The 26,019-nt window shown below is 50.2% G+C and carries 27 protein-coding genes; 18 read left to right on the top strand and 9 right to left on the bottom strand.

Features of this window, described 5'->3' with window-relative positions; genetic code table 11:
* Positions 1–37: 37 nt before the first annotated feature.
* The 15 genes from ACTG20_RS09935 (at position 38) to ACTG20_RS09865 (ending at position 13,350) form a co-directional block, all read left to right on the top strand.
* Positions 38–970, top strand: coding sequence for a ZIP family metal transporter (locus tag ACTG20_RS09935; RefSeq protein ID WP_194495711.1), 933 nt, complete (start codon positions 38–40; stop codon positions 968–970).
* 169 nt (positions 971–1,139) lie between these two features.
* Positions 1,140–1,832, top strand: a complete 693-nt coding sequence (gene mtnN, locus ACTG20_RS09930; protein ID WP_040067225.1) for a 5'-methylthioadenosine/S-adenosylhomocysteine nucleosidase — start codon at positions 1,140–1,142, stop codon at positions 1,830–1,832.
* Complete coding sequence (locus ACTG20_RS09925) at positions 1,829–2,791, top strand: cobalamin biosynthesis protein CobD/CbiB (RefSeq protein ID WP_194495712.1); 963 nt, start codon at positions 1,829–1,831, stop codon at positions 2,789–2,791. Before mtnN ends, ACTG20_RS09925 begins: the two co-directional genes overlap by 4 nt.
* Complete coding sequence (locus tag ACTG20_RS09920; protein WP_194495713.1) at positions 2,784–3,617, top strand: cobalamin-binding protein; 834 nt, start codon at positions 2,784–2,786, stop codon at positions 3,615–3,617. The genes ACTG20_RS09925 and ACTG20_RS09920 overlap by 8 nt, the downstream gene beginning before the upstream one ends.
* Before the next feature lie 105 nt (positions 3,618–3,722).
* On the top strand, positions 3,723–4,727 hold the full coding sequence (gene pseB, locus ACTG20_RS09915; RefSeq protein ID WP_439987613.1) for a UDP-N-acetylglucosamine 4,6-dehydratase (inverting): 1,005 nt from the start codon (positions 3,723–3,725) through the stop codon (positions 4,725–4,727).
* Positions 4,724–5,866: a UDP-4-amino-4,6-dideoxy-N-acetyl-beta-L-altrosamine transaminase gene (pseC, locus tag ACTG20_RS09910; RefSeq protein ID WP_194495715.1), complete on the top strand. Its 1,143-nt coding sequence runs from the start codon at positions 4,724–4,726 to the stop codon at positions 5,864–5,866. Before pseB ends, pseC begins: the two co-directional genes overlap by 4 nt.
* Positions 5,857–6,702 carry an aldo/keto reductase gene (locus ACTG20_RS09905; protein ID WP_194495716.1) on the top strand — a complete coding sequence of 282 codons (846 nt, stop codon included), beginning with the start codon at positions 5,857–5,859 and terminating at the stop codon, positions 6,700–6,702. The genes pseC and ACTG20_RS09905 overlap by 10 nt, the downstream gene beginning before the upstream one ends.
* The gene (locus ACTG20_RS09900; RefSeq protein ID WP_113739249.1) at positions 6,699–7,454 is read left to right on the top strand and encodes a cytidylyltransferase domain-containing protein; all 756 of its coding nucleotides are present in this window, start codon (positions 6,699–6,701) and stop codon (positions 7,452–7,454) included. The genes ACTG20_RS09905 and ACTG20_RS09900 overlap by 4 nt, the downstream gene beginning before the upstream one ends.
* Entirely contained in the window at positions 7,451–8,740 is a 1,290-nt protein-coding gene (locus ACTG20_RS09895; RefSeq protein WP_194495717.1) for an aminotransferase class III-fold pyridoxal phosphate-dependent enzyme, read from the top strand. Before ACTG20_RS09900 ends, ACTG20_RS09895 begins: the two co-directional genes overlap by 4 nt.
* A complete protein-coding gene (locus tag ACTG20_RS09890; RefSeq protein ID WP_440008001.1) occupies positions 8,741–9,955 on the top strand; it encodes a hypothetical protein in 1,215 nt (404 codons plus the stop codon).
* Complete coding sequence (locus ACTG20_RS09885; protein ID WP_440007999.1) at positions 9,919–10,206, top strand: hypothetical protein; 288 nt, start codon at positions 9,919–9,921, stop codon at positions 10,204–10,206. Before ACTG20_RS09890 ends, ACTG20_RS09885 begins: the two co-directional genes overlap by 37 nt.
* Entirely contained in the window at positions 10,196–10,876 is a 681-nt protein-coding gene (locus tag ACTG20_RS09880; protein WP_439987611.1) for a PIG-L deacetylase family protein, read from the top strand. The genes ACTG20_RS09885 and ACTG20_RS09880 overlap by 11 nt, the downstream gene beginning before the upstream one ends.
* Entirely contained in the window at positions 10,877–11,554 is a 678-nt protein-coding gene (locus ACTG20_RS09875; RefSeq protein ID WP_194495720.1) for a formyltransferase family protein, read from the top strand.
* Between the two features lie 33 nt (positions 11,555–11,587).
* Complete coding sequence (gene pseI, locus ACTG20_RS09870; protein ID WP_194495721.1) at positions 11,588–12,634, top strand: pseudaminic acid synthase; 1,047 nt, start codon at positions 11,588–11,590, stop codon at positions 12,632–12,634.
* Positions 12,635–12,681: 47 nt separating this feature from the next.
* Complete coding sequence (locus ACTG20_RS09865) at positions 12,682–13,350, top strand: class I SAM-dependent methyltransferase (protein ID WP_194495722.1); 669 nt, start codon at positions 12,682–12,684, stop codon at positions 13,348–13,350.
* Positions 13,351–13,419: 69 nt separating this feature from the next.
* On the opposite strand, the gene ACTG20_RS09860 is transcribed toward ACTG20_RS09865, so the two are convergent.
* The 8 genes from ACTG20_RS09860 to ACTG20_RS09825 form a co-directional block, all read right to left on the bottom strand.
* Complete coding sequence (locus tag ACTG20_RS09860; protein WP_194495723.1) at positions 13,420–15,507, bottom strand: motility associated factor glycosyltransferase family protein; 2,088 nt, start codon at positions 15,505–15,507, stop codon at positions 13,420–13,422.
* Positions 15,507–15,830, bottom strand: a complete 324-nt coding sequence (locus ACTG20_RS09855; RefSeq protein WP_194495724.1) for a hypothetical protein — start codon at positions 15,828–15,830, stop codon at positions 15,507–15,509. The genes ACTG20_RS09860 and ACTG20_RS09855 overlap by 1 nt, the downstream gene beginning before the upstream one ends.
* A complete protein-coding gene (gene fliS, locus ACTG20_RS09850) occupies positions 15,830–16,252 on the bottom strand; it encodes a flagellar export chaperone FliS (protein ID WP_194495725.1) in 423 nt (140 codons plus the stop codon). The genes ACTG20_RS09855 and fliS overlap by 1 nt, the downstream gene beginning before the upstream one ends.
* Before the next feature lie 23 nt (positions 16,253–16,275).
* Entirely contained in the window at positions 16,276–17,676 is a 1,401-nt protein-coding gene (gene fliD / locus ACTG20_RS09845; RefSeq protein ID WP_042083792.1) for a flagellar filament capping protein FliD, read from the bottom strand.
* A gap of 25 nt (positions 17,677–17,701) precedes the next feature.
* On the bottom strand, positions 17,702–18,127 hold the full coding sequence (locus ACTG20_RS09840; protein WP_139463964.1) for a flagellar protein FlaG: 426 nt from the start codon (positions 18,125–18,127) through the stop codon (positions 17,702–17,704).
* Positions 18,128–18,163: 36 nt separating this feature from the next.
* Positions 18,164–19,060 carry a flagellin N-terminal helical domain-containing protein gene (locus ACTG20_RS09835; protein ID WP_064336735.1) on the bottom strand — a complete coding sequence of 299 codons (897 nt, stop codon included), beginning with the start codon at positions 19,058–19,060 and terminating at the stop codon, positions 18,164–18,166.
* Between the two features lie 382 nt (positions 19,061–19,442).
* A complete protein-coding gene (locus ACTG20_RS09830; RefSeq protein ID WP_123172804.1) occupies positions 19,443–20,342 on the bottom strand; it encodes a flagellin N-terminal helical domain-containing protein in 900 nt (299 codons plus the stop codon).
* A gap of 585 nt (positions 20,343–20,927) precedes the next feature.
* Positions 20,928–21,842 carry a flagellin N-terminal helical domain-containing protein gene (locus tag ACTG20_RS09825; RefSeq protein ID WP_108542026.1) on the bottom strand — a complete coding sequence of 305 codons (915 nt, stop codon included), beginning with the start codon at positions 21,840–21,842 and terminating at the stop codon, positions 20,928–20,930.
* A gap of 373 nt (positions 21,843–22,215) precedes the next feature.
* On the opposite strand from ACTG20_RS09825, the gene ACTG20_RS09820 reads away from it, so the two are divergent.
* Complete coding sequence (locus tag ACTG20_RS09820) at positions 22,216–22,848, top strand: trimeric intracellular cation channel family protein (protein ID WP_005333975.1); 633 nt, start codon at positions 22,216–22,218, stop codon at positions 22,846–22,848.
* Positions 22,849–22,948: 100 nt separating this feature from the next.
* Positions 22,949–23,341 (top strand): hypothetical protein, encoded by a 393-nt coding sequence (locus ACTG20_RS09815; protein WP_005333978.1) that lies wholly within the window; start codon positions 22,949–22,951, stop codon positions 23,339–23,341.
* Positions 23,342–23,416: 75 nt separating this feature from the next.
* Here ACTG20_RS09815 and thiI read toward each other — a convergent pair whose 3' ends face one another.
* Positions 23,417–24,865 (bottom strand): tRNA uracil 4-sulfurtransferase ThiI, encoded by a 1,449-nt coding sequence (gene thiI, locus ACTG20_RS09810; RefSeq protein WP_069556066.1) that lies wholly within the window; start codon positions 24,863–24,865, stop codon positions 23,417–23,419.
* Between the two features lie 177 nt (positions 24,866–25,042).
* Between thiI and ACTG20_RS09805 the strand changes: the two genes are divergently transcribed.
* Complete coding sequence (locus tag ACTG20_RS09805; RefSeq protein ID WP_194495726.1) at positions 25,043–26,008, top strand: hypothetical protein; 966 nt, start codon at positions 25,043–25,045, stop codon at positions 26,006–26,008.
* The last annotated feature ends 11 nt before the right edge of the window (positions 26,009–26,019 follow it).

Below are 26,019 nucleotides of genomic sequence, written 5' to 3'. Positions count from 1 at the left end.
AATGCCACCATCCACTTTGCACACTCGAGGTCATGCCATGGACCATCTCTCAGCTCTTCCTCCGTTATCCTGGTCACAGCAACTGCGCAGCCAGATGCAAAGCCGCCCGCTCACCGCTCTCGGCCTCTTTATCGCGCTGGCTGCGGTCTTGTCGCTGCTGTTGCAGAGTCTCATCATGCTCGCTACCGGCGAAGTGACCAGCGGCGTGCGCTACGGCCTTGTCGGTGGTGCTGCCGGGTTTGCCGCCACCGCCATCGGCGCCCTGCCCGCTCTATTCCTGCGAGCGGTGCCGCAAAAGGTAGAGGACACCATGCTGGGCTTTGCCGCCGGCATGATGCTGGCCGCAAGTGCCTTCTCCCTGCTGCTGCCGGGGCTGGAGGCCGCCGAGGGGATCACCGGCAACGGCTTTAGCGCCGCCGCCGTGGTGGTGGTCGGCATGACCCTCGGGGTGCTGTTGATGCTGGGGCTGGATCAGTTCACCCCGCACGAACATGACAAAACCGGCCCCTGCGGCCCCGGCCATGAGCAGTGCTCTAGGGTCTGGCTGTTCGTCTTTGCCATCGCCCTGCACAACCTGCCGGAGGGGATGGCCATCGGGGTCAGCTTCTCGCAGGGGGATATGTCGGTGGGGCTGCCACTCACCACCGCCATCGCACTGCAGGATATTCCCGAAGGACTGGCGGTAGCGCTGGCCATGTGCGCCGCCGGTTTTCGCCCCTCTGTCGCCGTGCTGGTTGCCATCGCCAGCGGCCTGCTCGAACCGGTTGGCGCCCTGCTCGGGGTCGGGCTCTCCAGCGGCCTTGCCATCGCCTACCCCATCGGACTTGGGCTCGCCGCCGGCGCCATGCTGTTTGTGGTCTCGCACGAGGTGATCCCGGAGACCCACCGCAACGGTCACCAGACCTATGCCACCCTCGGCCTGATGGCAGGCTTTGCCCTGATGATGACCCTCGACACCGCGCTCGGCTAAAGGCCCTCCCTCCTCTCTCATCAATGCTTTTTGTCACCTGCGGCGCTCCCATATGGAGCGCCGCGCTTCATCTCTCCTTTCGCTTGTGCCTCTCGGCGCCGACGCCATCTTTTGTTATGATCTACAGCAACTTAAATTCAGCCACACGGCTATCAAGACGAGGTCAGCAATGAAAGTAGGTATTATCGGCGCCATGGAGCAAGAAGTAGCCCTGCTGCGCAGCCAGATGAGCAACCCCACCACCCTGCAACTGGGCGGCTGCGAGTTCTATCAAGGGATGCTGGCAGGCAAAGAGGTGATCCTGACCCGCTCCGGTATCGGTAAGGTTGCCGCCAGCGTGGCCACCAGCCTGCTGCTGGAAAAATTTGCCCCCGACTGCGTCATCAATACCGGCTCTGCGGGCGGCTTTGCCCAAGACCTGCACATCGGTGATGTGGTGATCGCCAGCGAGATGCGTTTCCACGATGTCGACGTGACCGCCTTTGGTTACGAGATGGGCCAGATGGCGCAGCAACCCGCCGCCTTCCCCTGCGACGAGAAGCTCATCGCGGTCGCTCAGGATTGCATCGCCGAGCAGGGCAAGCACCAGACCAAGGTTGGCCTTATCTGTACCGGCGATCAGTTCATGTGCAAACCGGACGCCATCGCCAAGGCTCGCGCCGACTTCCCGCAGATGCTGGCGGTCGAGATGGAAGGTGCCGCCATCGGTCAGGTGTGCCACATGTTCAAAGTGCCCTATCTGGTGGTGCGCGCCATGTCCGATATCGCCGGCAAGGAACAGGTTGAATCCTTCGATGCCTTCATCGAAGTAGCCGGCAAGCACTCCGCCGAAGTGATTATCAAGATGCTCGGCAAGCTGTGATCGAGACCGGCTCGCTTGATTTGATGGCCGACGCCCTCCCTTCGACGACGGCGGCCATTCTGGTGGGGGCTGCCCTACTGGAGGCGGTGATCCCGTGGCCATCCCATCTGCGTCTTTCGGCCGTCACGCCCCTGCTGACCAAGCTGGGGCACAAGGTACACAGACCCGATGGTTCACCCGGCCAGCAAATGCAGGCCGGCCTGCTGGCAATGCTGGTAGTCTGGCTCCCCTGCGCCGCCGGGCTCTGGTCGCTGCGCAATCTGGCCCTGAGCGAGCCAGTCTTCGATCTGCTGTTCCTGCTGCTGATGCTCGAATCCCGTCCACTGCGCGAACTCGCCCATGCCACCCGCTCGCTCGCCACCCAGGAGACCCTGCCGCTGGCAAGATTGCAGTCCGCCCCCTGGCTCAAACGGGAGACCGGCAAACTCTCGGCCATGGGGCTCGCCAAAGCGGTGGCGGAAAGCTGCGCCCTGCGTCTGGTCGGCCAATGGGCTGGCCCGCTGCTGGGATTTGCCCTAGCTGGCGTACAGGGCGCCCTGCTCTGGCGGCTGGTGCAGCTGATGAATCAAAGCTGGAGTCGCAAAGATCCCGCCTTCGACCACTTTGGTCGCGCCGCCAGCGCGCTCTATCAGGGGCTCAATGCCTCCGTCATTTTACTGCTGGGGCTGCCACTGCTGGCAAGCCGTCTCAAACAGGCCGCACAGCTGCTGCGAAGTGGCACGCTCTGGCCCTATCCCGCCATGGGGATGCTGCTCACTCTGCTGGTAGACAAGTGCCGGATCCGTCTTGGTGGCCCTCGCTACTATCAGGGGACTCTCCAGCGCTGGCCCGTCATCGGCACGGGTGCTGAGCCAGATAGCGAGACACCGCGCAAGGTGCTCAACATTCTGCAAGGGTGCGGCTGGGGCTGGTTGATACTGGCGCTGGTTGTCACGGTAGCGGGGTTATTTCATGGGTAGAGTGTTGCGCTTGCCGATCTGGCTGCCCTGCGTGCTGCTTGCCTGGTTGCCCGGTGCCCTGCTGGCCGCCACGCCGACCCGGGTGGTGAGCGTTGTTCCTCACCTGACCGAATTGCTCTACGAGATTGACGCCGGCGACAAACTGGTGGCCATCGACGATGCTTCCGACTACCCAGCCGAGGTCAAAACCAAGCCAAAGGTGGCGAATTATCGCAGCATCAACGTCGAGGCAGTGCTGGCGCAAAAGCCGGATCTCATTCTCGGCTGGCGCTCGGCTCAATCACGGATGCTGGCCCCGTTGGAGCAGCTGGGTATCCCGGTTTTCTACTCTGAGCCTACCGATTTTGCCTCGCTGGCCGTAGAGATGCGGGCGCTGGGCAAATTACTGGGGGTGGAAAAGAGCGCCAACGAAGCCGCCGATCGCTATCTGGCACGCCTGCATTCCCTGCAACAGCGTTATGGCCAACCAACCGGTGTCAAGGTGTTCTACCAGCTCTGGTACCCGCCACTCACCAGCGTCAGTGGCAATGCCTGGCCGGCTCAGGCCATCGAACTCTGCGGCGGGATCAACATCATGGCGAATGCCAAGACCCCTTACCCTCAAGTGGACATGGAACAGGTGATCAGAGCCAACCCATCGCTGATCCTGGCGGGGAGTCAAGATCCTGACACCCTGCGTCACTGGCGAAAGTGGCCAAATCTCGACGCGGTGCAGCATCAGCGACTCGATTTGATCAACTCGGATGAGCTACACCGGTTCACCCCGAGAGCCCTCAATGCAGTGGAGCAGGTTTGCCAAGCTATTACCAAACCCAACAGCAAGTAGCCAAAAAACAGCCATTCAGATCACGCCTGCCAATATACGTCTGCAAATGGCATAAAAAGTGCTTTAGAATTCTATAGATACCAATTTTCATCATGGGACACCGTCATGTTTAATGGAAAAACAATCCTGGTTACCGGTGGCACGGGGTCATTTGGCAAGAAATTCATTGCAACCGTGCTATCCCGCTACCAACCCGCACGACTGATCGTCTACTCCCGTGATGAGCTCAAGCAGTTTGAAATGCAGCAGCGTTTCAACCATCCCTGCATGCGCTATTTTATCGGCGATGTTCGCGATGCCGAGCGCCTCGACATGGCTATGCGCGATGTCGACTTTGTGGTGCATGCCGCGGCGCTCAAGCAAGTGCCAGCTGCCGAATACAACCCGATGGAGTGCATCAAGACCAACGTTGGAGGAGCCGAAAACGTCATCAAGGCAGCACTCAACAATGGCGTGCAGAAGGTCATTGCACTCTCGACCGACAAGGCTGCCAACCCGATCAACCTTTACGGAGCAACCAAGCTCTGTTCTGACAAGCTCTTTGTCGCTGCCAACAATATGGCGGGCAAGAACCCGACCATCTTCTCGGTGGTACGTTATGGCAACGTGGTCGGCTCAAGGGGCTCCGTGGTTCCCTTCTTCGACAATCTGATCAAGAGCGGCGTCAGTACGCTGCCTATCACCCACCCCGAGATGACCCGCTTCTGGCTGACCTTGCAGCAAGGCGTAGATTTTGTTCTTAGTAACTTCCAGCGTATGCGCGGTGGCGAACTGTTCGTGCCGAAAATCCCGTCGGTCAAGATCACCGATCTGGCAGCAGCCATGGCACCGGCACTTAAGCAGGAGATCATCGGTATCCGCCCCGGGGAGAAGCTGCACGAGGTGATGTGTCCGGCTGACGACTCTTTCCACACTTATGAATTCAATGATTACTACGTGATTGCCCCCAGCATCAGCTTCACCAGCCGCAACAATGATTTCAGCGTTAATGCTCTGGGTGAAACAGCCACACTGGTTGCACCGGGCTTTGAATACAATTCCCTAAATAATCAGTACTTTCTGTCGATAGCCGAACTACAGAGCATGAACCAGCAGGTATTGTCCGAATGATCCCTTATGGCCGCCAATCGATCAGCGATGCCGATATAGAAGCCGTCGTTGCCGTACTGAAATCTGATTATCTGACCCAAGGCCAAGCCGTTCCTGCTTTCGAACAAGGACTGGCCGATTACTGCCAAGTGCCGCATGTGGTTGCTTGCAGTAACGGCACCACTGCGCTTCATCTGGCCTGCGCAGTACTGGATATTGGCGCCCAAGATACAGTTTGGGTTTCTGCGGTCAGTTTTGTTGCGTCGGCGAACTGCGTTCGCTACTGCAATGCCAACGTTGATTTTGTCGACGTTGACCCTGCTACCGGTAACCTCGATGTAGTGGCACTGGATAAGAAACTGCAGCAAGCAGTGCTCACCCACTCCCTTCCAAAAGCGCTGATTGCTGTACATCTGGCCGGACAGCCCTGCGATCTCGAAGAGATCGGTGCGCTCTGTCGCCAGTACGGAATCATTCTGATCGAGGATGCCTGCCATGCACTGGGTGCCCACTATCAGGGGTCACCTATCGGTAGTTGCCGTCACAGCGATATGACGGTCTTCAGCTTTCATCCGGTCAAACCGATTACGACCGCAGAAGGAGGCGCTGTCACCACCCGAGATCAGGTGCTGGCCGACAAATTGCAACTCTATCGCAGCCATGGAATCACTCGAGATCCGCAAGCGCTGCTCATGCCCTCTCCCGGAGAGTGGTATTACGAGCAACAACTTCTGGGCTTCAACTATCGCTTGACCGACATTCAGGCGGCACTAGGGCTTAGTCAGTTGAGCCGTCTTGACCAGTTCATTACCCAGCGTCGTGAACTTGCCAGGCGATATGACGCGCTGTTATCCCCCTTGCCAGTCCAGCCGTTGCAGCAGAGTAATAATCGCCAGAGCGGTTATCACCTCTATGTCATTCAGGTGGCTGAACGCGATCAGGTGTTTGCCCGCCTGCGTGCTGCCGGCATTGGCGTCAACGTTCACTATATTCCTATCCCAGCCCAGCCCTACTACCGTGGGCTGGGACATGATCCAGCAGCCTATCCGGGCGCACAAGCCTACTATCAGGGAGCAATCTCTCTTCCACTGTTCCCGGCTCTGACTCTCTCAGAGCAGCAACAGGTCGTAGATGCGCTGGAGCAGGCACTATGCGGCTAGCTCTGGGCACAGTGCAATTCGGTCTGGATTACGGGATCAGCAATCACGACGGACAAGTCAGCGATGAGGAACTCGACGCGATCATTGCGTTAGCTCGTCAAGCAGGTATCGATACCCTGGATACGGCGCAAGCCTATGGCAATGCCGAGCAGAGGCTGGGGCAAAGAGATATCACCGACTTCACTCTCATCGACAAGCTGGCACCAGGGCTACCGCTGTCCGATGTTAAGGCAGCGCTCAACAACAGCTTGCATTGGCTGGGGCGAAAACGGCTCGATGGTTTGCTGCTGCACCGTAGCCAAGATGCCTCACCTGCCTTGTTCGAGTTACTCACCGATTTGCAGCAACAGGGCGCGATCGGAAAACTCGGGATCTCCGTCTACTCCCCGGAGGAGCTCGATACCTGGATCGCAGCTGGCTATCCTCTGGAACTGGTGCAATTACCTGCCAATTTGCTCGATCAACGCTTTTTACGCACTGGATGGCTCGACAAACTGGTAGATATGGGGTGTGAAATCCATGTTCGCTCGCTCTTTTTACAGGGCCTGTTATTGATGCAACCAGCGCAGCGACCTGACTATTTTCAGCGTTTCGCTACCGCACTTGAACGGTTTGACCACTGGCATCCCTCGGTGGCCCCGCTTGGCAGAGCCCTCTCCATCATGACTGCCCTACCACAGGTGAGCCGCTTTGTTGTCGGTGTTTGTCATGCCCAAGAGCTGGCCGCCATCGTTGCGGCCAGTCAAGTACAGCACGAGTGCTACGAGGCCGATATCGCACACCTGGCGTCTATGGAACAGGAACTTATCAACCCCGGACTCTGGAGAACACGATGATCTTGGGTATTCTGCAGGCCAGAACCAGTTCTTCCCGCCTGCCCAACAAGGTACTAAAGGAACTGCTGGGCGAACCCATGCTGGCAAGGCAGATTGAACGGTTGCAACAGAGCAAGCTACTGGACAAGCTGCTGGTTGCCACCAGCGATCAGTCGGAAGATCGCGCCATTGCCGAGCTGTGCGAGAGGTTGAATATCCCCTGTTTCTGCGGTCCACTTGACGATGTGTTGCTGCGTTTCTATCTGGCGGCCCAACCCTACAGTCCGACCCATGTTGTGCGTCTCACTGGTGACTGCCCACTGGCTGACCCTATGGTAATAGACGAGCTGATAGCCCTCCATCTCTCGGGCAAGTTCGACTACAGCAGCAACTGCGGCAACCCTAGTTATCCGGATGGGCTGGATGCCGAGATCATGAGTGGAGCGACTCTGGCAACCTTGCAGGAAAAGGCCGCCACGCAGACCGAGCGGGAACATGTCACCTATTACGTTCGCTGTCATTCCGAACAGTTTTCTATCGGCGAACTACAGCGCTCGCCTTCTCTGGCCCACCTGCGCTGGACTGTCGATGAGCCTGCCGACTTTGAACTGGTAGAGCGAATTTATCAGGCTCTCTATCCTGCCAACCCAACCTTTACGACCGACGATATCCTCGCCCTGCTGGCGCAGCAGCCGGAGCTGACAACACTTAATACCCGGCACAAGCGCAACGAAGGATTGGCTAATTCGCTGGCCAAGGAGAATCATATATGACTTCACGTTATCAACATTCACTCGCTCTCTCGGCACGTGCGGAACAGAGCATTCCACTCGGCTCCCAAACCTTCTCCAAAAGTCGCCTCTGTTTCCCCTATGGCGCCGCCCCACTCTTTATCGAGCGCGGCAATGGGGCGCATGTTTGGGATGTAGATGGCAACGAGTATCTTGATTTTGCCAGCGGCCTACTGGCCATCAGTCTTGGATATTGCGATCCGGATGTGAATGAAGCGGTAATGGAGCAACTCAGTCTTGGTTCGATCTTCTCCCTTCCCCACCGGCTGGAAACTGAAGTCGCTGAACAGCTCATTGAGCTCATCCCCTGCGCCGAAATGGTTCGCTTTGGCAAAAACGGGACTGATGCCACCTCAGCCTGTATCAGGCTCTCCAGAGCAGTCACAGGCCGCGAGCGGGTAGCCGTCTGTGGCTATCATGGCTGGCAAGACTGGTACATCGGCTCAACCACCCGCCATTTGGGGGTCCCCGAGTGCGTGAGAGAGCTGACCCACAGATTTGACTACAACGATCTTGCCTCGCTGCAGTGCCTGCTGGAAGCTCACCCGGGCGAGTTTGCAGCCGTCATTCTGGAACCGATGAATGTAACCTGGCCAACCCCGGATTTTCTGCCTGGTCTGCGCCAACTCTGCGATGCCCATGGCGCACTACTCATCTTTGATGAGACCATTACCGGTTTTCGCTACCACTTGGGCGGGGCACAGAGCCTCTTTGGTGTGACGCCGGATCTTGCTGCGTTCGGCAAAGGCATGGCCAATGGTTTCCCGATTTCCGCCGTTGTTGGCCGCCGCCAATATATGAAACGGATGGAAGATATCTTCTTCTCCGGCACCTTCGGCGGGGATGTAATTGCCCTCGCTGCGGCCAACGCCGTCATCAAAAAGATGCGGCGACTGGATGTACCAAAGAGGCTTGCAGAGCGGGGACAACAGGTACTGGATGGGCTCGATAGCTTGCTAAAAGAGATCGATGCCCCGGACTGGCTGCATACCGCCGGACATCCGAGCTGGAGCTTTCTGCTGGTTGCGGATTCAGTAAACCACTCTACCTGGCTTCTCAAGAGCTATCTGATCCAGGAGTTGTGCAAGCGAGGGATCCTCACCCTTGGCAGTCACAATATGAATCTGGCCCACAGCGAACAGGATGTGGCCGCTTTGCTGGCCGCCTATCGCGACATACTGCCAGCGCTAATCCACCATGATCACGATAAATCTCTAACTGCCAAACTACACGGCAAACCTATACAGCCAGTGTTCAAGGTACGCTAAATGATGACACTTTGGATTTTTACCGAGGGTGACCAACAGAGAGGCTTGGGGCATCTAAGTCGATGTCATTCATATGCCACTGCATGGGAAAAATTAGGTGGTAAAGTTCAATGGGTGATTGATGGCGATTCAATTGCACATCAGTTTATTAATGGGAATAACGTAGTATGGAAACAATGGCAGTTCGAAAAAATAACGATTTCCTTGAACATGGATATTGCTATTATAGATAGCTATGCTGCATCAGTAACACAACTTAAAAAATTATCATCGTTTTTTAAAATAACAGCATATATTGATGATACTTTTCGCGTGAAATATCCAAAAGGTCTAGTTATACATCCCACACCAAACGTAACTAAAATTACAAACAATCCATCTCGCTGGCTCATCGGCACATCATGGCAACCCATCAGACCAGATTTTATTGACATCCGTAAAAGGAATAAAACACTAAAGAAAACCATTAATAACATTCTTATTATGATGGGTGGAACAGATATTCTGGGGATAACTAACCGTATAGTTAACATCACAAAAGACATATATCCAACCGCAACAATACACATAATAACAAATATACAGACAGCATGTTCATCAAATTGTATCTATTACTCTAACCTTAGCGCCAAACAGGTAGCGGAGTTAATGTATCAAAGTGACATATCTATTTGTGCTGCAGGGCAGACAATTTTTGAGCTAATAGCATCTTTACTACCTTCCATTATTATAAAAACAGCCGAAAACCAGTCTTCACAACTAGAGAGTATCTCTAGCCATAACTTATTTGAAATTATTGACAACTGGGAAAATGATAATCTTATAGAAAAAATAAGAACCTCTATGTCGATATTAAATGACTTTCAAACAAGAAAAAATCATGTTGTGAACATGAGTAAATATCCTATTCCTGACGGGGCACAACGACTATCTCACGTACTTTTTTATTATTCAAAAATGTCTACAGCTATCACTTATAGAGAGTTGACATTAATCCCATTCACTCAATTAAATAAATCTGAAAAAATAACTATTTTATCTATAAGGAATAGATATAAAGTTCGCAAAGAAATGCATGACACAAAGCGTATATCAATATCCTCTCATATGAACTTCATCAAAAGTCAAGAACAGGATCCTTGCAATTTAAACTATGCGGTTTTCTATGAAATCAAATCATGGGTTCTACATCTTTACATAGAATCGATTGGATAAAAAAAGAGGCCTGGTTAGACATATATAGACACCCTAGTGATAAATGGTTAGGGTTTGGAAATAAAATACTTCAGGCAATAGAATATATCGCATTTGATATTGCAAATTTAGAAAAGCTAAATTTGTGTGTAAAAGTAACTAATGATGTAGCTTTTAAACTATATAAAAAATCTAACTTCCTCGAGAGAGACTCAAATGAGGAGTATCTAGAAATGGAACTTACTAAAAATAGGAGGAGAGATGAATTATAAGGGAAAAATTATTTTAGTTATATCAGCCCATCCTGATGATGAAACCATTGGGTGTGGTGGCACTATTGCCAAACACATTAACCAAGGTGATATTGTATATGTATTATCATTTACTAATGGTATCGGTGCCAGAGTAAATAATATTGACGATGAAAATTTATCGCAAGAGAGAAAGCAAGCATCTGATCTAGCAGCCAAAACCATTGGATTCACTTGGATTGGAAGAGGTCAATTTCCAGATAATATGCTTGACACTGTGCCACTCCTCGAATTAGCAAGATATATAGAGGAAGTAAAAAAACATATATCTCCTGATATAATATATACTCATTCGTCTGCAGATCTTAACATCAATCATAGGCGAGTTCATGAGGCAACATTAGTTGCTTTTAGAGCTCAGCCAAATGAGTCATGGCAAGAAATAAGAGCTTATGAAATTGCATCCTCAACAGAATGGGGAGTTCGTACCTTTAACCCTAACTTATTTGTAAACATCGATAAGTTTATGCATAAAAAAGTTGAAGCGCTCAACTGTTATTGGATGGAGATGAGAGATATACCTCACCCAAGATCAATTTCCTCCATAGAAAATATAAATAGAGTTAGAGGCTCTCAGGCTGGCTTTAATTATTCAGAAGCTTTTGAAATAATTAAATCGAGGTCGCTGTAAATGAAATATGCTATTGCTTGCAAAAGCGACTCATTCTGGCATTTGCTACAGGAAAAATCACCTGCGTTGCTTAACAATGCAACTTATATTTGTAAATATCAAGACGATTTACTCTTGTTGTCTAAAAAAAATATAGATTTGATTTTTTTTCCACATTGGTCATGGATTGTTTCTAATAAGTTAATTGAAGAATGTACATGCATCTGCTTTCATAGCACTCCTTTACCCTACGGCAGAGGAGGTAGCCCCATTCAGAATATGGTGCTGAATGGACATCAAACCACTCAAGTAGTGGCACTTAAAATGACAAATCAGCTAGATGCCGGCCCTATATATTTACGCCAAGATGTATCCCTACTTGGCGGTGGCGAGGAGGTATTCAGAAGGATCTATCTCACTAGCATATCAATGATGAATAAACTATTGCATGAACTCCCTACGCCAATGCCACAAATTGGGGATGTCACATTATTTGAGCGTAGAAAAAATGAGCAAAGCAATATTGATATGAATAACAGCATTGAACATATTTTTGATAAAATAAGAGTTTTAGATGTTGATGGTTACCCTCCAGCTTATATTGACGTTGGTAAATATAGGTTAATTTTTTCGCATCCGATAATGCGATTATCTGGAGATATAGAAGCACATGTTCGCATACAGAAACATAACGATTAAAATCAAAATTGTTTCAAGGATTTAATGATAATTATGAATGAATTTACAATCAATGGACGTACAATCGGTCCAAATACCCCCCCCTATATAATTGCCGAACTCTCCGGCAACCATAATGGCCAGCTGGAGAGGGCACTGGCGCTGGTAGATGCTGCTGCCGATGCGGGAGCTGATGCCATCAAGCTGCAAACCTATACCGCTGACACTATGACAATCGACTGTGATCTACCGGATTTTCATATTCAGGGCGGTTTATGGGATGGCCATACCCTTTACGATCTCTACACCCTGGCTCATACCCCGTGGGAATGGCACCAGCCTCTCTTTGAACGAGCGAAGTCGCGCGGATTGACCATCTTCTCAACTCCGTTCGACGAGAGTGCTGTTGATTTTTTGGAGGAGCTGGGTACTCCCGCATACAAAATTGCCTCATTCGAAATTACCGACTTTCCCCTGCTCAGCTACATAGCTCAGCAAGGAAAGCCGGTCATTATCTCTTCCGGAATGTCGACTGAAATTGAAATTGCCAAGGCCCTGACCATTTTGCGTGAAAATGGCTGCCCACAGATCCTGCTACTTCATTGCGTCAGTGGCTACCCAACCCCTCTTGCCGATATCAATCTCAAGCGGATTACCCGCTTGGCAGAGACATTTTCAGTGCCCGTTGGCCTCTCTGATCACACGCTGGGGAATACTGCCGCTCAACTGGCAATAGCGTTAGGCGCTGTGGCCATCGAGAAACACCTGACCTTGGCTCGCGCTGATGGCGGCCCGGATGCAGAGTTCTCACTTGAACCACATGAACTGAAAGAGCTCTGCAGCCAGGCAAAACTCTGCTGGCAAGCGTTGGGGTCAGGAGAAAGTGGTGACAACCAGGCTGAACAAGCAAACCTGAGATTTCGTCGTTCTTTGTATTTTGTTACCGACATTCCAGCGGGCACCACCATAAAGCCGGAACACATCCGACGGATCCGGCCAGGTTATGGGTTGCCACCTGAAGCATTGCCACAAATATTGGGAAAAAAAGCTCGCCAAGATATTAATCGTGGAAAGGCAGTTCATATCGATGATTTTTTATGAAACCTTAAAGCATTAAATTATAACTCTCATATTACAAGGTATTGTATATGAAACAAAAAAGCGTATTCATGAAAGAAGAGGCTGATGCATGGTATGAGAGAAATAAATTCTGCATCAATAAAAAATCTCTGAGTAATGATCCCATATTCATAGCGTTACAAAATATCGGCTACCAACCGAAACGAATCCTTGAAATTGGTTGTGCCAATGGTTGGCGATTGGCACAACTGGCTAACCATTATGGTGCCACCTGCTATGGTATAGATCCCTCACAAGCAGCTATTAAAGATGGTGCTAAGAGCTATCCTGCATTAAATCTAAGTGTTGGAACTGCAGATGGTTTACCTTATTTTGAACCTGTCGATCTGATAATTTTCGGTTTTTGTTTATATCTATGCGATCCACAGGATTTATTCACCATTGCGGCTAATAGTGACAGATTGCTCGCAGACAAGGGGGTAATGGCTATTTACGATTTTTGTCCTCCGACAGGACACTATCGAAATGACTACCAACATCATGCCAACATTTTTAGCCATAAAATGAATTACAGTAGTATGTTCAGTTGGCATCCAAGTTATTGTCGAGTATTTGAGCACGTCATGCATCATGATGGTACTCACGAGCTGGAACCAGATGCATTGGTTTCTGTTCAACTATTGAAAAAAGACTCGCAGCTTCTTGATGCAAAAAATCCATATCCCCACCCAAATTAATAATAAAAAAGGGAGGCATTAGCCTCCCACAAAAAGAATAATGCATTGTTCACTACATCAGAAACATCATTATTTTCTAAAAAATGACATAATTTCATTATCAACCATATCAACACTATCGAAAGCTCTTGGATACATCTCTTTTATTTTCGCCAAAAAGTCTAACCATAAGCTGATTGCTGGCCTCATCAGCGCCATCGTTTTTTCCTCTCCATCAAAAGAATAGAGAATTGAACTCAATATGGTAAACACATAGTTCATTGAGCCAATCATAATTTGAGATATATGTTTTTGCCGAGTTGCTGCAATCTGTGCGAGATAACCAAAATTACGCAACATTAATTGATTAATCTCATTTCTAGATGAGAACTTCTGTTGCCACTCACCTATCATTTTATCGATTAAAACATCGAAAAACTCAACATCCAGATATGGTTTGAAGTCTTCTTTTGACAGAGGGATCAGAGTTGATAGCTGTGTAATTTGGTGAATCAGCTCAGCTTTATCTATGACTGATGAAAAATTGATCTCACTATCAGGCAATGGCCTTGCTTTTGCAATTTTAGCCCCGTCGCTGCAGTTAAAACACTGAACATGTTCATTCGCAGCTAATACTTGCTCAATAACTTTTCGAGATGTATTAAACATGGCGTTACTTATTACAACACCACCAAAATTACCTTCATGCTGCCACTGGCTGTCTCCATACATCAACTCACCTAGTACCTCAGCACTTTTATCACTGTTATAATAAGCACTAAATTTCGAGTGATGATGCCCTTTGTTTTTATAACCATTATCGAGGCCAAATAAATATATATTTTTAAAACCAAGATGAATAGGAGCACTCACCCCGATATTCCCGACTAAAGGGTTTACCCCTCCCAATGCAGCATATTTGGGAAGATGAGGGAAGTTTACATGATAGAGTATAACTCCAGGCTCACTAAGTTTAAACATTAATGCTGATTTGTCGAACAGCGTTGAGCAATAAGGGTGAATAACATCCGTGCTTAGGAAAAGTATATCTCTAAGATAATCTGGGTCATTCATATTAACCAAGAAATCATAAACAATCTTAGTTCGTTCAGTCTCAACATGAATATCTGGTTTAATACCTACTTTATGCAATGCAGAAATAGCACTACCACATGAAATTAAAATTGCTTTTTCTTTATTTCTTTCAATAATAGGAAGAGATGCATCCAAAGATGGACCATTCGCAATCACAAAAACTGGGGTTCTATTATATTCCGATGGGATTTTCTTCCCCTGCACCAGGAATGGAACAGTTCGTTCAAGATTATCAACCGTATGAGAAAGAGCTATCAGATTATCATCAAAAAAACCCCACCCCATCACTAGCAGATAATACTCCTGCTGGACCCTCTCAATTAAACTTTTGATTTTATCATTTTGGTAACCCCACATGATAAAGGCATTAGCGATAAGAAAAGAACCTCGGCTATGAATAGCCGATGCAAAATCATTAAAGATAGTATCTTCATCTTGGCCTAATAAGATATGTAGACCGAGGTTCTCTTTATGTAAATAATCAAGCAAAGGAGCCCAATCGAAACAAAAAAGAGATGCATAAAAAAGATCTAAATCTGGTTCCAAAAGAAATAAAGTGCCAATTTTGCATTGTTCATAAAGATAACCAAGGTGGTAACCCAACCCAACCCCAAACACCAGTGCGGTCGGAACTTCAGTTGGTACTTTTTTTAATGGCTCTTCTCGAACAGAAATATCATCAAGATAAGCATTGAGTTTATTAAGATACTCAACGTGCATAAATCCGAGTGGGTTGGCTTCTTGACTAAATGAGAACTTGGATAACCCCCCTTTATCCATGAACTCTTTAACTAATGTCTCACAGATAAGATACGGCTCATCACCATATACCGCGACATCATCATCGATCCAAGCCATATTTGGCTGGCCATTTTCATTACAAAAAAAACGAAATGGTCGGCTTGGTTGATATGACTCATACATATCTGCAATATGGGGGATATATTTACGAAATGCAGCAATATTCTGTGAGAATCGAAGCGGCAAGGCCACCGACATGGCAGCCTCTTGCTCTGCACGTTCTTTTAGTCGTAAAGCAACACCTTCAGCTTTTTCCAAAATATCATCAATATTTTCCGACATCAGAACTCCTTGCTATTCACACTATAAATTTGCTTTGCTTTACTCGCCAACCCAATCACAGACAACTCATTGAAAATGATTTTACGGTGATCAGATGCCACTTTTTTCATGCTTTCTTCTTGTTGAAAAAGTAATGTAGCCAATAAAGTGGTATCTTGTTTTAGTGAAGGCTCACTTTCAGCGAGATGCAGCAAACGATCAATCAAAGAAATCCGCTCATCCATACAGACCAGAGCATCATCATAGCTTTTTCTGGCTAATAGATATTGAAGTTGCTCGTAATTTTCTGTGAGAGCTTGTTGCAAAGAGGCTAAAGTGGTCATTACAACTCACCCAGTTGCTGTCTCATTTGATAGCCCTGTTGTTTAGCTGAATCGGGTAACTGATCCCAACCAGATTTTATAGTAACCATCAAAGCCATGACCTCTTCAATCGGGGCTACATCCAATGCAAGGCTTGCATCCCAAATTCGCTCGTCCATATAGGAATAGAGGCTATATAAATCTTCAGCAATAGCCCCTTGACTCATATCAAGTGCATCCTGCAAACCATGTAATAATCCCTGAGCTTTCGATACAGCGGTAGATTTTGCTTCCATATCACGACGCTCAATTGCACCTTTGGCTTGAGCCAAACGTTCAAGTACACCTTGCATCATGAGCTGAATAACACGATGAGGATCGGCAACAGCCAAGTCAGCAGTGACACTGGTTGCCTTATATGCTTTAAGATTACGCTGGTACATAGCCTGCTCCTCGTAATATAAATTTATTTCTTGTTATTAATCTGTAATGATTGCAGTGCTGCCGCTGAGTGATTCATTTTCACTAACAAGGCGTCTAGGCTACCATATTGAGCACGTAGTGAAGCTTCGTATTTAACCAATTGAGCGTTTGATGTGGCCTGCTTCTGGTTCAAGCTACGCAGATCGGCATTCAAAACATCTGTACGTTGATCCAGCATACCGCCAGACTTGGAATACTCTTTTAAACCTGTATTCAAGGTTGCAGCAATACCCTTTTCTCCACCGAAAAGCCCAACGACTTGGTCAAAGTTTTTATCAACAGCATCATCAAATTTTGTTTTGTCCAGAGACAACTTGCCTTTATTATCCATCTTAATGCCTACTTCAAAGATGGTTGAGTAAGTCGTACTGGTACCTGCTTTATTTGTTACAGTATTAGCCATAAAACTGCTAATGGTACGAGTGCTCGCATCACCAGCGAGCGCGCCACCATCATCTTGTCTAACTCCACCAACGATACTATTACGCTTGCCCAACGCGTCCATTTTATCTTGCAGCGCGTTATAACCATCAATAAACTGCTTGACCATATCCTGAATCGCAGTTTTATCAGTTGTTATGGCAACTTTATTGGATTTCAGAGTTGTGCCATCACTTTCTTTATCTGATACCCGTAAAACCGTTAATTTTAAGTCCTGAATAGAGTCGTCAAACACATTGGTATCACTTTTAAGTGTATTACCATCAACAGTAATTTCAGCACTACTAGCGGCTTGCTTTTGGCTCATCGCAGAACCAGTAGCACCAGTTGCAAAGATATCCAGCTCAGAATTATTACCAGTGATCAGCAAATCTTTGCCATCTCCAGATATCCCAGAGTCAATAACAAATTTTGCCTTACCATCGGCAGTATTGACAATATTTGCACTAAGACCGAAGTTATCTCCGTTGCTATTAATACTTTTACGAATGTCTTGCAGAGTATCCCCTGCCTTGACATCAACCTTGAATTCCTTGTCACCGGCTTTGAAGGTCAACTGACCATCCTGAGTCACAAGTGGAGTTGTCGAACTGGCAAATTCACCTTCAACACGGCTAGTGGTTGCCAATTTATTGACGGTAATATTGTACTGACCATTGGAGCCACCACTTTTACTCTCCACCTTCATCACCGGGTTATCTTTATCTTGGGTGATGGTGACGGCTCGCTTGTTGAAGGCCCCTGGTTTGCTCAAGGTATCGAGAATATCGGTGAATGCGGTGAGGGATGACTTCAGCTGGCCTATACCAGATATGCTGATCTGGGTGCTGTTTTGCTTGGTCAAAATCGGTTTCTGTAGCTGGGCCTTCTTGGCCGCTACGCTAGCAGCGATGACGCTCTCAAGATCAAGCCCAGAGCCCGCCCCGGCAGAAGTAATGGCCATGTTATCTTCTCCTCATCAATTCGGTTCAAATCTCGCTATCAAACAACAGTCCGCGTTTAGGGTTCGCCCCTGCTTCACCTTGCTGCAACGCCTGGATCCGCTTGTGGATAGCAATCAACTCTTCTGTAGGGATCTGCCGGATCACCGAGCGGGTATCAGAGTCCATTACCTTTATTACAACCTGGCCAGACTCCTGCTCCATGCTGAAATTAACGGTCCACCCTTGCAACTTGCCAAATTCCTGCAAGTTTTGTACCTGTTTTTCAATATCTGCCTGGCTCTGCACTTGTTGAAGCTCAGTTTCCTTTGCCTGCTCCTGACTTTTTTGCTGTACAGTCCCGGCATCCTCAACCGTGCCAGAAAGCAGTTGAGCGGCCACCTGGCCGCTCTTGTCACTTAGCTGTAAGGAAGCGCCATTGGCAGATGACAGATTGCCTATTTCGGTTGCCATCTTATCTCTCCCATCTTAGTCAGCCTAGTCAACCCATTACCCAAGCAGGGAAAGAGCAGACTGCGGTCTCTGGTTAGCCTGAGCCAAGACACTGGATGCGGCCTGTTGCAGAATATTCTGCTTGGTCATGTTAGCAGTCTCGGTCGCAAAATCCGCATCACGGATACGAGAGCGAGCGGCACTAACGTTTTCCGCGATATTAGCTTGGTTACGAATAGTCGAATCTAATCGGTTTTGTACCGCACCAAGCTCGGCTCGTTTGCTATCAACCACTCCCAACATTGAGTCCACTGCCGCCAATACGTTTTGAGCGTTACTCTGACTACTAATGCTGATACCACCAGCACTTCCACCAACAAAAATGGTCGTGACACCAACAGCAGCTGCCGTTGTAGCAATAGTTGTCGCTGCGGCGGCAGCAATACCGGAGATGCTAAAACCAGCGGATTGATCAAGTGCAAAGCCGATCGTCTGATTGGCGTCAGCACCGACCTGGAAAGTACCTGTATAAGAACCATCAAGTAACTTGGTTCCCGCAAAAGTCGTATCTTTGGAAATGCGATTGATCTCTGACCCCAGCTGGTCAACCTCTTTCTGCAATGCTTCACGATCTTTGGCTGAGTTGGAACCGTTAGCAGATTGCTGTGCCAACGTACGCATGCGCTGCAACATACCGGTCACTTCATCCATCGCGCCTTCAGCCGTTTGAGCCAGAGAGATACCGTCGTTGGCGTTACGGTTACCCTGATCCAAACCGTTGATCTGGGAGGTCAGACGGTTGGAAATCTGCAGACCCGCTGCATCATCTTTCGCGCTGTTGATGCGCAGACCGGATGCCAGACGCGTGTACGAGGTATCCAGAGATTTGGTGGTATTCATCAAATTACGCTGGGCGTTCAATGATGACGTATTGGTATTAATAAACATGGCCATAATAAATTCTCCCGAAGAACATGCGACTGCGGGTTGCGCTGTCAAAGCTGACAACGGCCCACCGTAGAAGAGGAGGTTGAACGAGCCTCTCTCTTCTGGCGGGTATCTGTTTGAACGGACAGGCTACCCGCAGCTATGCAAACGTTGGATTCCGAACACCCCTCGATTGCCTCATCTTGGTTAACGGCGGCCAAGTCGCAATCTTTAGGACATTATTGGCAAAAACAGAACGCTTTCTCTCATCACTTTTTCAACCAGCCTTGCAGACATAACGCAAGCATTACCCGACTTTTCCCAGGTTGTATTCAGAACGCTCAATAAAACTCAAGCGGCCTTAAGTTGGCCGCTTGAGTTCAGACTGCTACACAAAAGTGAGGAACTATTAACCAAGCAGAGATAGTGCTGATTGAGGGCGTTGATTAGCCTGAGCTAAAACGCTTGAGGCCGCCTGCTGCAGAATATTCTGCTTCGTCATATTGGCTGTTTCAGTCGCAAAGTCGGCATCACGGATGCGCGAACGTGCAGCACTGACGTTTTCAGAGATGTTTGCCTGGTTGCGAATGGTTGAGTCCAAGCGGTTTTGTACGGCACCAAGCTCAGCTCGTTTGCTATCCACAACTCCCAGCATGACGTCTGCAGCAGCGAGGACTTGCTGTGCTCCGCTCTGAGTACTGATGCTGATGGAGCTACCTGCAGCAAAAATAGCAGTAACGTTAATCGCGGTACCAATCACGGTGCCTACGTCAACGGTAGTATTCGCCGCAGCAGCAATTCCAGAGATACTGAAGCCATCAGCTTGAGACAAGCTAAAACCGATGGTCTGGTTGGCGTCAGCACCGACTTGGAAAGTTCCGCCGTAAGTGCCGTCCAGTAATTTAGTACCAGCAAACGTAGTGTCTTTAGAGATACGGTTGATCTCGGCCCCAAGCTGGTTAACCTCTTTCTGCAGAGCCTCACGGTCCTTTGCTGAGTTTGAGCCGTTGGCAGATTGTTGCGCCAAGGTGCGCATGCGCTGGAGCATGCCGGTCACTTCATCCATTGCGCCTTCAGCCGTTTGTGCCAGAGAGATGCCGTCGTTAGCGTTACGGTTACCCTGATCCAGACCATTGATCTGAGAAGTTAAACGGTTGGAGATCTGTAAACCCGCAGCATCATCTTTTGCGCTGTTGATACGCAAACCGGATGCCAAACGGGTATACGAGGTATCCAGAGATTTGGTGGTATTCATCAAATTACGCTGGGCGTTCAGTGATGACGTATTAGTGTTAATGAACATGGCCATAATAAATTCTCCCGAAGAACATGCGACTGCGGGTTGCGTCACCATAACTGAGTGACGACCCACCGTTGAAGAGGAGGTTGAACTGGCCTCTCTCTTCTGGCGGGTACCTGTTTGAACAGACAGACTACCCGCAGCAATGCAAACGTTGGATTCCGAACACCCCTCGATTGCGTCATCTTTTTAGCGGCAGAATTTTGCCAAGCTTTAGGAAAATTGTTGCCGATAACGGCAAGTCTCCTCCTGTGAGGGGTAACATACTCAATCACCCCACCCTCTATGGGAGAGCCTTCCAGCCATGCCCATAGATGAGCCTGAGGAAATATAATTTTGGCATGATGTATGCACACACTGAGGGGAGTGACGCCAATTTGGCGACACAATAAAAAATGGCCGGAGAACCGGCCTAAAAATGAGCATATGCTCAGGAGAATATGACCAAGCGTGACAGAACTGAACAGCTGGACAACACTTGGCATTACTAGTAGAGAATTATATCTCTCCCGATAGAACAGAGTGCGAACCCGAACACCCCTTTGTTCCATCTCTTGACCAGGGCGGCCTGAACAACCGCCCTGTTTTCTTTTGTTAGCCTTGCAGCAGTTGGAGTGCTGACTGAGGTCTCTGGTTGGCCTGTGACAGGATACTGGAAGCTGCCTGCTGCAGGATATTCTGTTTGGTCATATTGGCAGTTTCGATCGCGAAGTCAGCATCACGGATACGCGAACGAGCTGCACTAACGTTTTCCGAAATGTTGGCTTGGTTGCGAATAGTCGAATCCATCCGGTTCTGTACTGCCCCCAGCTCAGCACGCTTGCCATCTACAACAGCTAACATTGCATCTGCTGCTGCCAAAACCTCTTGAGCTTTACTCTGAGTGCTAATACTGATGCCGCCAACTCCCCCACCAGTGAAGATATTACTCAAAGCAACTGTGGTCTGTGCACTAGCAGCATTCAGAACCGTAATCGTAGTTGCAGCAGCTTCAGCAATACCCGAAATGCTAAAGCCCGCGTTTTGACTCAAACTGAAACTAATGGTTTGGTTGGCATCAGCCCCAACCTGGAAGCTCCCAGTGAAAGAACCATCCAACAGTTTGGTCCCCGCAAATGTGGTAGAGGTAGAGATACGGTTGATCTCTGCTCCCAGTTGATCCACCTCTTTTTGCAGTGCTTCACGATCCTTGGCAGAGTTGGAACCATTAGCCGACTGTTGTGCCAAAGTACGCATACGCTGCAGCATGCCGGTCACTTCATCCATGGCCCCTTCCGCAGTTTGTGCCAGAGAAATACCATCATTAGCGTTACGGTTACCTTGGTCCAGACCGTTGATCTGAGAGGTCAAGCGGTTGGAAATTTGCAGACCCGCGGCATCATCTTTGGCGCTGTTGATACGCAAACCAGATGCCAGTCGAGTGTAGGAAGTATCCAGTGATTTGGTCGCGTTCATCATATTACGCTGAGCGTTGAGTGATGAAACGTTAGTGTTGATAAAAAGGCCCATGACTATTCTCCTAAGCTATTAAATTTACTCTTCTATTTGCTCTGGCTTTATTATTTTCTGTGCCCGATGCGTCTTATTTAACGGCTCGTTTTTGGATGTCTTTAGCATTTTTTTCAACGCTTCATCGCATTAACGCCGCTTACCTTATATATCGGCGGGTCGGGGGGATACTTAAGGAAAAAATCGGGTCAAAACCAGTGACAGACTCAACCTTCTGAAGCTAGCCAACGGCAGGGGACAAACGAGACACTACCGTTCGTGCTGCGATAAAAAATCCGCCCCGACTCTCAATTTTGTCGAGCACTGTTGGCGATTGGGCTCACCAACCCCTAAAATCGCGGCCCCATCAACAATTTGGCGTGAGTTGTTCTCCATGCAGACACTGGTTGAGCAGATTGTTTACATCAGCGACATGTTTGGTACTGCGGTATTCGCGTTTTCAGGGGTATTGGTGGCTGGACGACTCAGAATGGACGGGTTTGGCGTCATGGTTTTGGCGGCGGTCACTGCCATCGGCGGCGGCACTATCCGTGACATGATCCTGGGAGCCACCCCCGTGTTCTGGGTGCGCGATCCCCTCTATATCTGGGTCGTCATTGCGACGGCGCTGATCGGTATGTGGATGGTCAAGCTGCCCCGCAGAATGCCTTGGTATGTACTGCCGGTGGCGGATGCCTTCGGACTGGCCCTCTTTACCGTGATCGGTGCCCAGAAGGCCCTCAACTTCGGCACCCCGGGGCTGATTGCCGTGATCATGGGCACCATGACCGGGGTAGCCGGTGGCATGATCCGCGATGTACTGGCGCGGGAGGTCCCCATGGTGCTGCAAAAAGAGATCTATGCCACCGCCTGTATCCTTGGCGGCATTCTCTATACCCTGGCACTTGAGGCCAACATGGACAGGGTAACGGCCATGCTAATCTGCATGACGGCCGTGTTTGGCCTGCGGGTCGCGGCTATCTACTGGCATCTGTCGCTGCCAACCTTCTCGCTGCAACGCAATTGAGAGCAGGCCCACAGCGTCATCATGTCGCTGTGGGCCGCGCGTTGAACCAAATAGGCTTTTCTGTTGTCATAGAAGCAGTCGTTGTTAGCCGGAACTTCTCATGCGCAAAATCGGTATGCTTACCACCCTCCTCCTGGCGAACGTGACGGCAGCCCACGCCGAAGCACAAGTGGTATTTGGACGACTGGCCTCGGCGCCGGTGCAGCAGTTCAACCAACAGATACGCCAGGCAAGCCATCAACAGCAAAACTGGGTCAATGACTACCGTGAGGTAGCTCTGCGATTCGTCGGTCATGGTGACACGCCCAGCCGCATCCATGCCCAGCAACTGGACAATGACTTGGTGCTCTCGGTCGCCCTCGACGGCAGCAAGAGCGACATGATCTACATCCTGACCCTCTATCGCAGCAACAACCTGTGGCAGATGCGGGAGGCAGAAATGGGCTGGCGTTGTCAGGGGCAAGACTCCTTCACTCCGGTTCCCTGTCCCTGATAGTCAGGGCTCACTCTGTGAAATTAAAAAATCCGGCACATTGGCCGGATTTTTTATTGAAAGTGAAAAACACGCTTACGGGCGGTACACCTTGACGTTGTCAAAGCCCTTCTCTTTCAGATAGAGCGCCTGCAGCTTGCTCATCACGCCACGATCGCAGTAGAGCAGGTAGGTCTTCTCCTTGGGCAGATCGCCAAAGGCAGTGGCCAGCTTGAAGAAGGGGATATGCAGCACTTCACGACCTTCCACCACCAGCGGTTTCTCATCGTGTTCATCGGCAGAACGGATATCCAGGATCACCTCGTCAGCGCCCAGCACCTGGGTGGTTTCCACCTCTTGCACTTCAGCGGCAGTCTCTTCACCGATACGGCGGATATCGAGGTAACGGGCCTCTGAGACCACCTTGTCCAGAATGGAGAAGTCAAAATTGGCCTCTTCCTCTTCAATGCGGGAGAGCTCGGCCTTCACGGTCGGCTTCTTGGAGATGACCCCACAATACTCCGGCATGGTCTCGGCAAACTCCAAAGTGCCGATGCGGCGGGCTTCGTTGATGATATCCGGCTTGTCCCAGGTGATAAGCGGGCGCAGGATCACCTTGTCGGTGACCCGGTCGATCACGTTCAGGTTGGTGAGAGTCTGGCTGGAGACCTGACCCACACACTCACCGGTCACCAGCGCCGGGATCTGGAATTCATCGGCCACCTTGGCGGCAGCACGCATCATCATCCGCTTGAGCACCACGCCCATCTGACCGTTGTCGATCTTCTCGAGGATCTCGGCAACCACCGGCTCGAAGTCGACCGCGGTGAAACGTACCCGGTGGGATGAACCGAAGCGGTTCCACAGGTGATAGGCCACCTGCTTGACGCCGATCTCGTGGGCCGCACCGCCCAGATTGAAGAAGCAGTAGTGCACCCGGCAGCCGCGCTTGATGAACTGGAACGACGCTACGCCGGAGTCAAAACCGCCGGAGAGCAGGCTCAGCACATCTTCCTGGGTCGCGATGGGCATGCCGCTCAGGCCCTGATGGATGGCGCTGACAATAAAGAGCTCTTCGCCGTCGATCTCGAGGTTGATCTTCACATCCGGGTTCTTGAGGCGCACACCATTACTTTCGCAGTGCTGATTCAATCCACCGCCCACGTAACGCTCAACCTCGAGGGAGGAGAACTCATGCTTGCCGTGGCGCTTGGCGCGCACGCAGAAGGTTTTGCCCTTGAGCTGGTCGCCCCATACGGCTTTCACCTGCTCGAAAATGTCGTGCAGATCGGTAAACTTGCTGGCTTGTACCTCGAGGAAGGCCTGAATGCCCGGAATACAGGCCAAAGCTTCGATAGCCTGCTCGCGGAACTGGTCATTGCGGGAGCTCACGATCAGCTTGTCCCAATCCATCCGTACGCGGGCATCGTCGTCGAAGCGGCGCAGGACATTGCGGATATTGCCCTGCAGGATCTTGATAAAGCGCTGGCGAACCGACTTGCTCTTGATGGTGATTTCCGGGAACAGCTTGATAATGAACTTCATGGTAATGACTCGGGTGACCTTGATTTAAGGGCGCGAATTATATCAGAACTTTGTGGCCAGCGCCTACTGGATGAGCGTTTGCTCACATTCCCCCACGCAGTGTTTGCCGTACAGCGCCAATCTTGCGTATATTCCCGACCCTGCGCCTCGCCAGATTTTTGACAACAGACTGATCCGATGAAGACCTATATCTACTACCCCGGCATGGAGGTACGCGACGAGCTCTGGCTCAAATTTGCCCTGCTCTATCTGGAGCGGCTTGCCTTTGTCTTCACCGTCAGCGAAAAGAGCGGTCTCACCGCCCTGCTCGATACCCTTCAACAGCAGAGCGATCTGCTGGCCGAGCGGCCCGATGCAGCCTTTTTTGCCGCCATTACCCCGCAACTGGAGAGCCAGATAAGCGGCCTTGTGGCCCCCGATTTCGTCCGCCACAAGGTGTTTGGCAACAAGGAGCTGATTGGTCGCTGGCGTCAGGAGGCCAACCACGACTGCTTCTGCCCGGATCAGGCGGGGCTGGAGCGGCTGCACGGCTTTTGCCTTACTCACGGCTTTGCGACCCGGGATGAAGGGGGGATCAGAATGGCGCGGCGCTTTGCCAACCTGCTCTCCATGCGTCTCGCCCGTGAGTGGGCACTCGCCAATGACGGGGCGCTTATTACCGATCACGACTATCTCGACCGCCTGCTCCATCTGCTCGAATCCCGCTACCACAATCGCGGTGGTCAGGATTGCTTCCACCTCGAGATCCCGTTGCAAGTGCCCACTCACCTGGCCGACATTCCGTTTGCAGAGCTGATTGCCCTGCGCGGGCGCAGCGGCTTTCGCCAACAGCTGGCCGAATTTCATCTGGCCATCGACAACCTGCTCGCCATGCTGGGTAGCGGCTATGCCGACCCGGCGGCCCTGACCCGCCTTGAGCAGGCTCAGCAAGGGCTCAATCAACTGCTCGGGCCCGAGACCCTCAGCATGCCACTCACCACCCTGGTCAGCACCAGCCTGCCCGCCGTAGCCATGCTCCACCAGTTAAAGGCGAGCCACCCCGAAAGCAACCTCATCTTCCATCCCATCAAGAAGAGCCACTTTCACCAGCGCAAGAGCCAGCACTTCTTCAGCCGGCTCGGCCATCTGCGCCAACCGGGCTGAATGGGCGGAAT

Origin of the sequence: Aeromonas sp. 84A (assembly GCF_051919345.1) — a bacterium.
In the GTDB taxonomy this organism is placed as follows: Bacteria; Pseudomonadota; Gammaproteobacteria; order Enterobacterales; family Aeromonadaceae; genus Aeromonas; species Aeromonas veronii.
The sequence above is the reverse complement of the archived record's forward strand: the minus strand, read 5'-3'. Positions and strand labels throughout refer to the sequence as shown.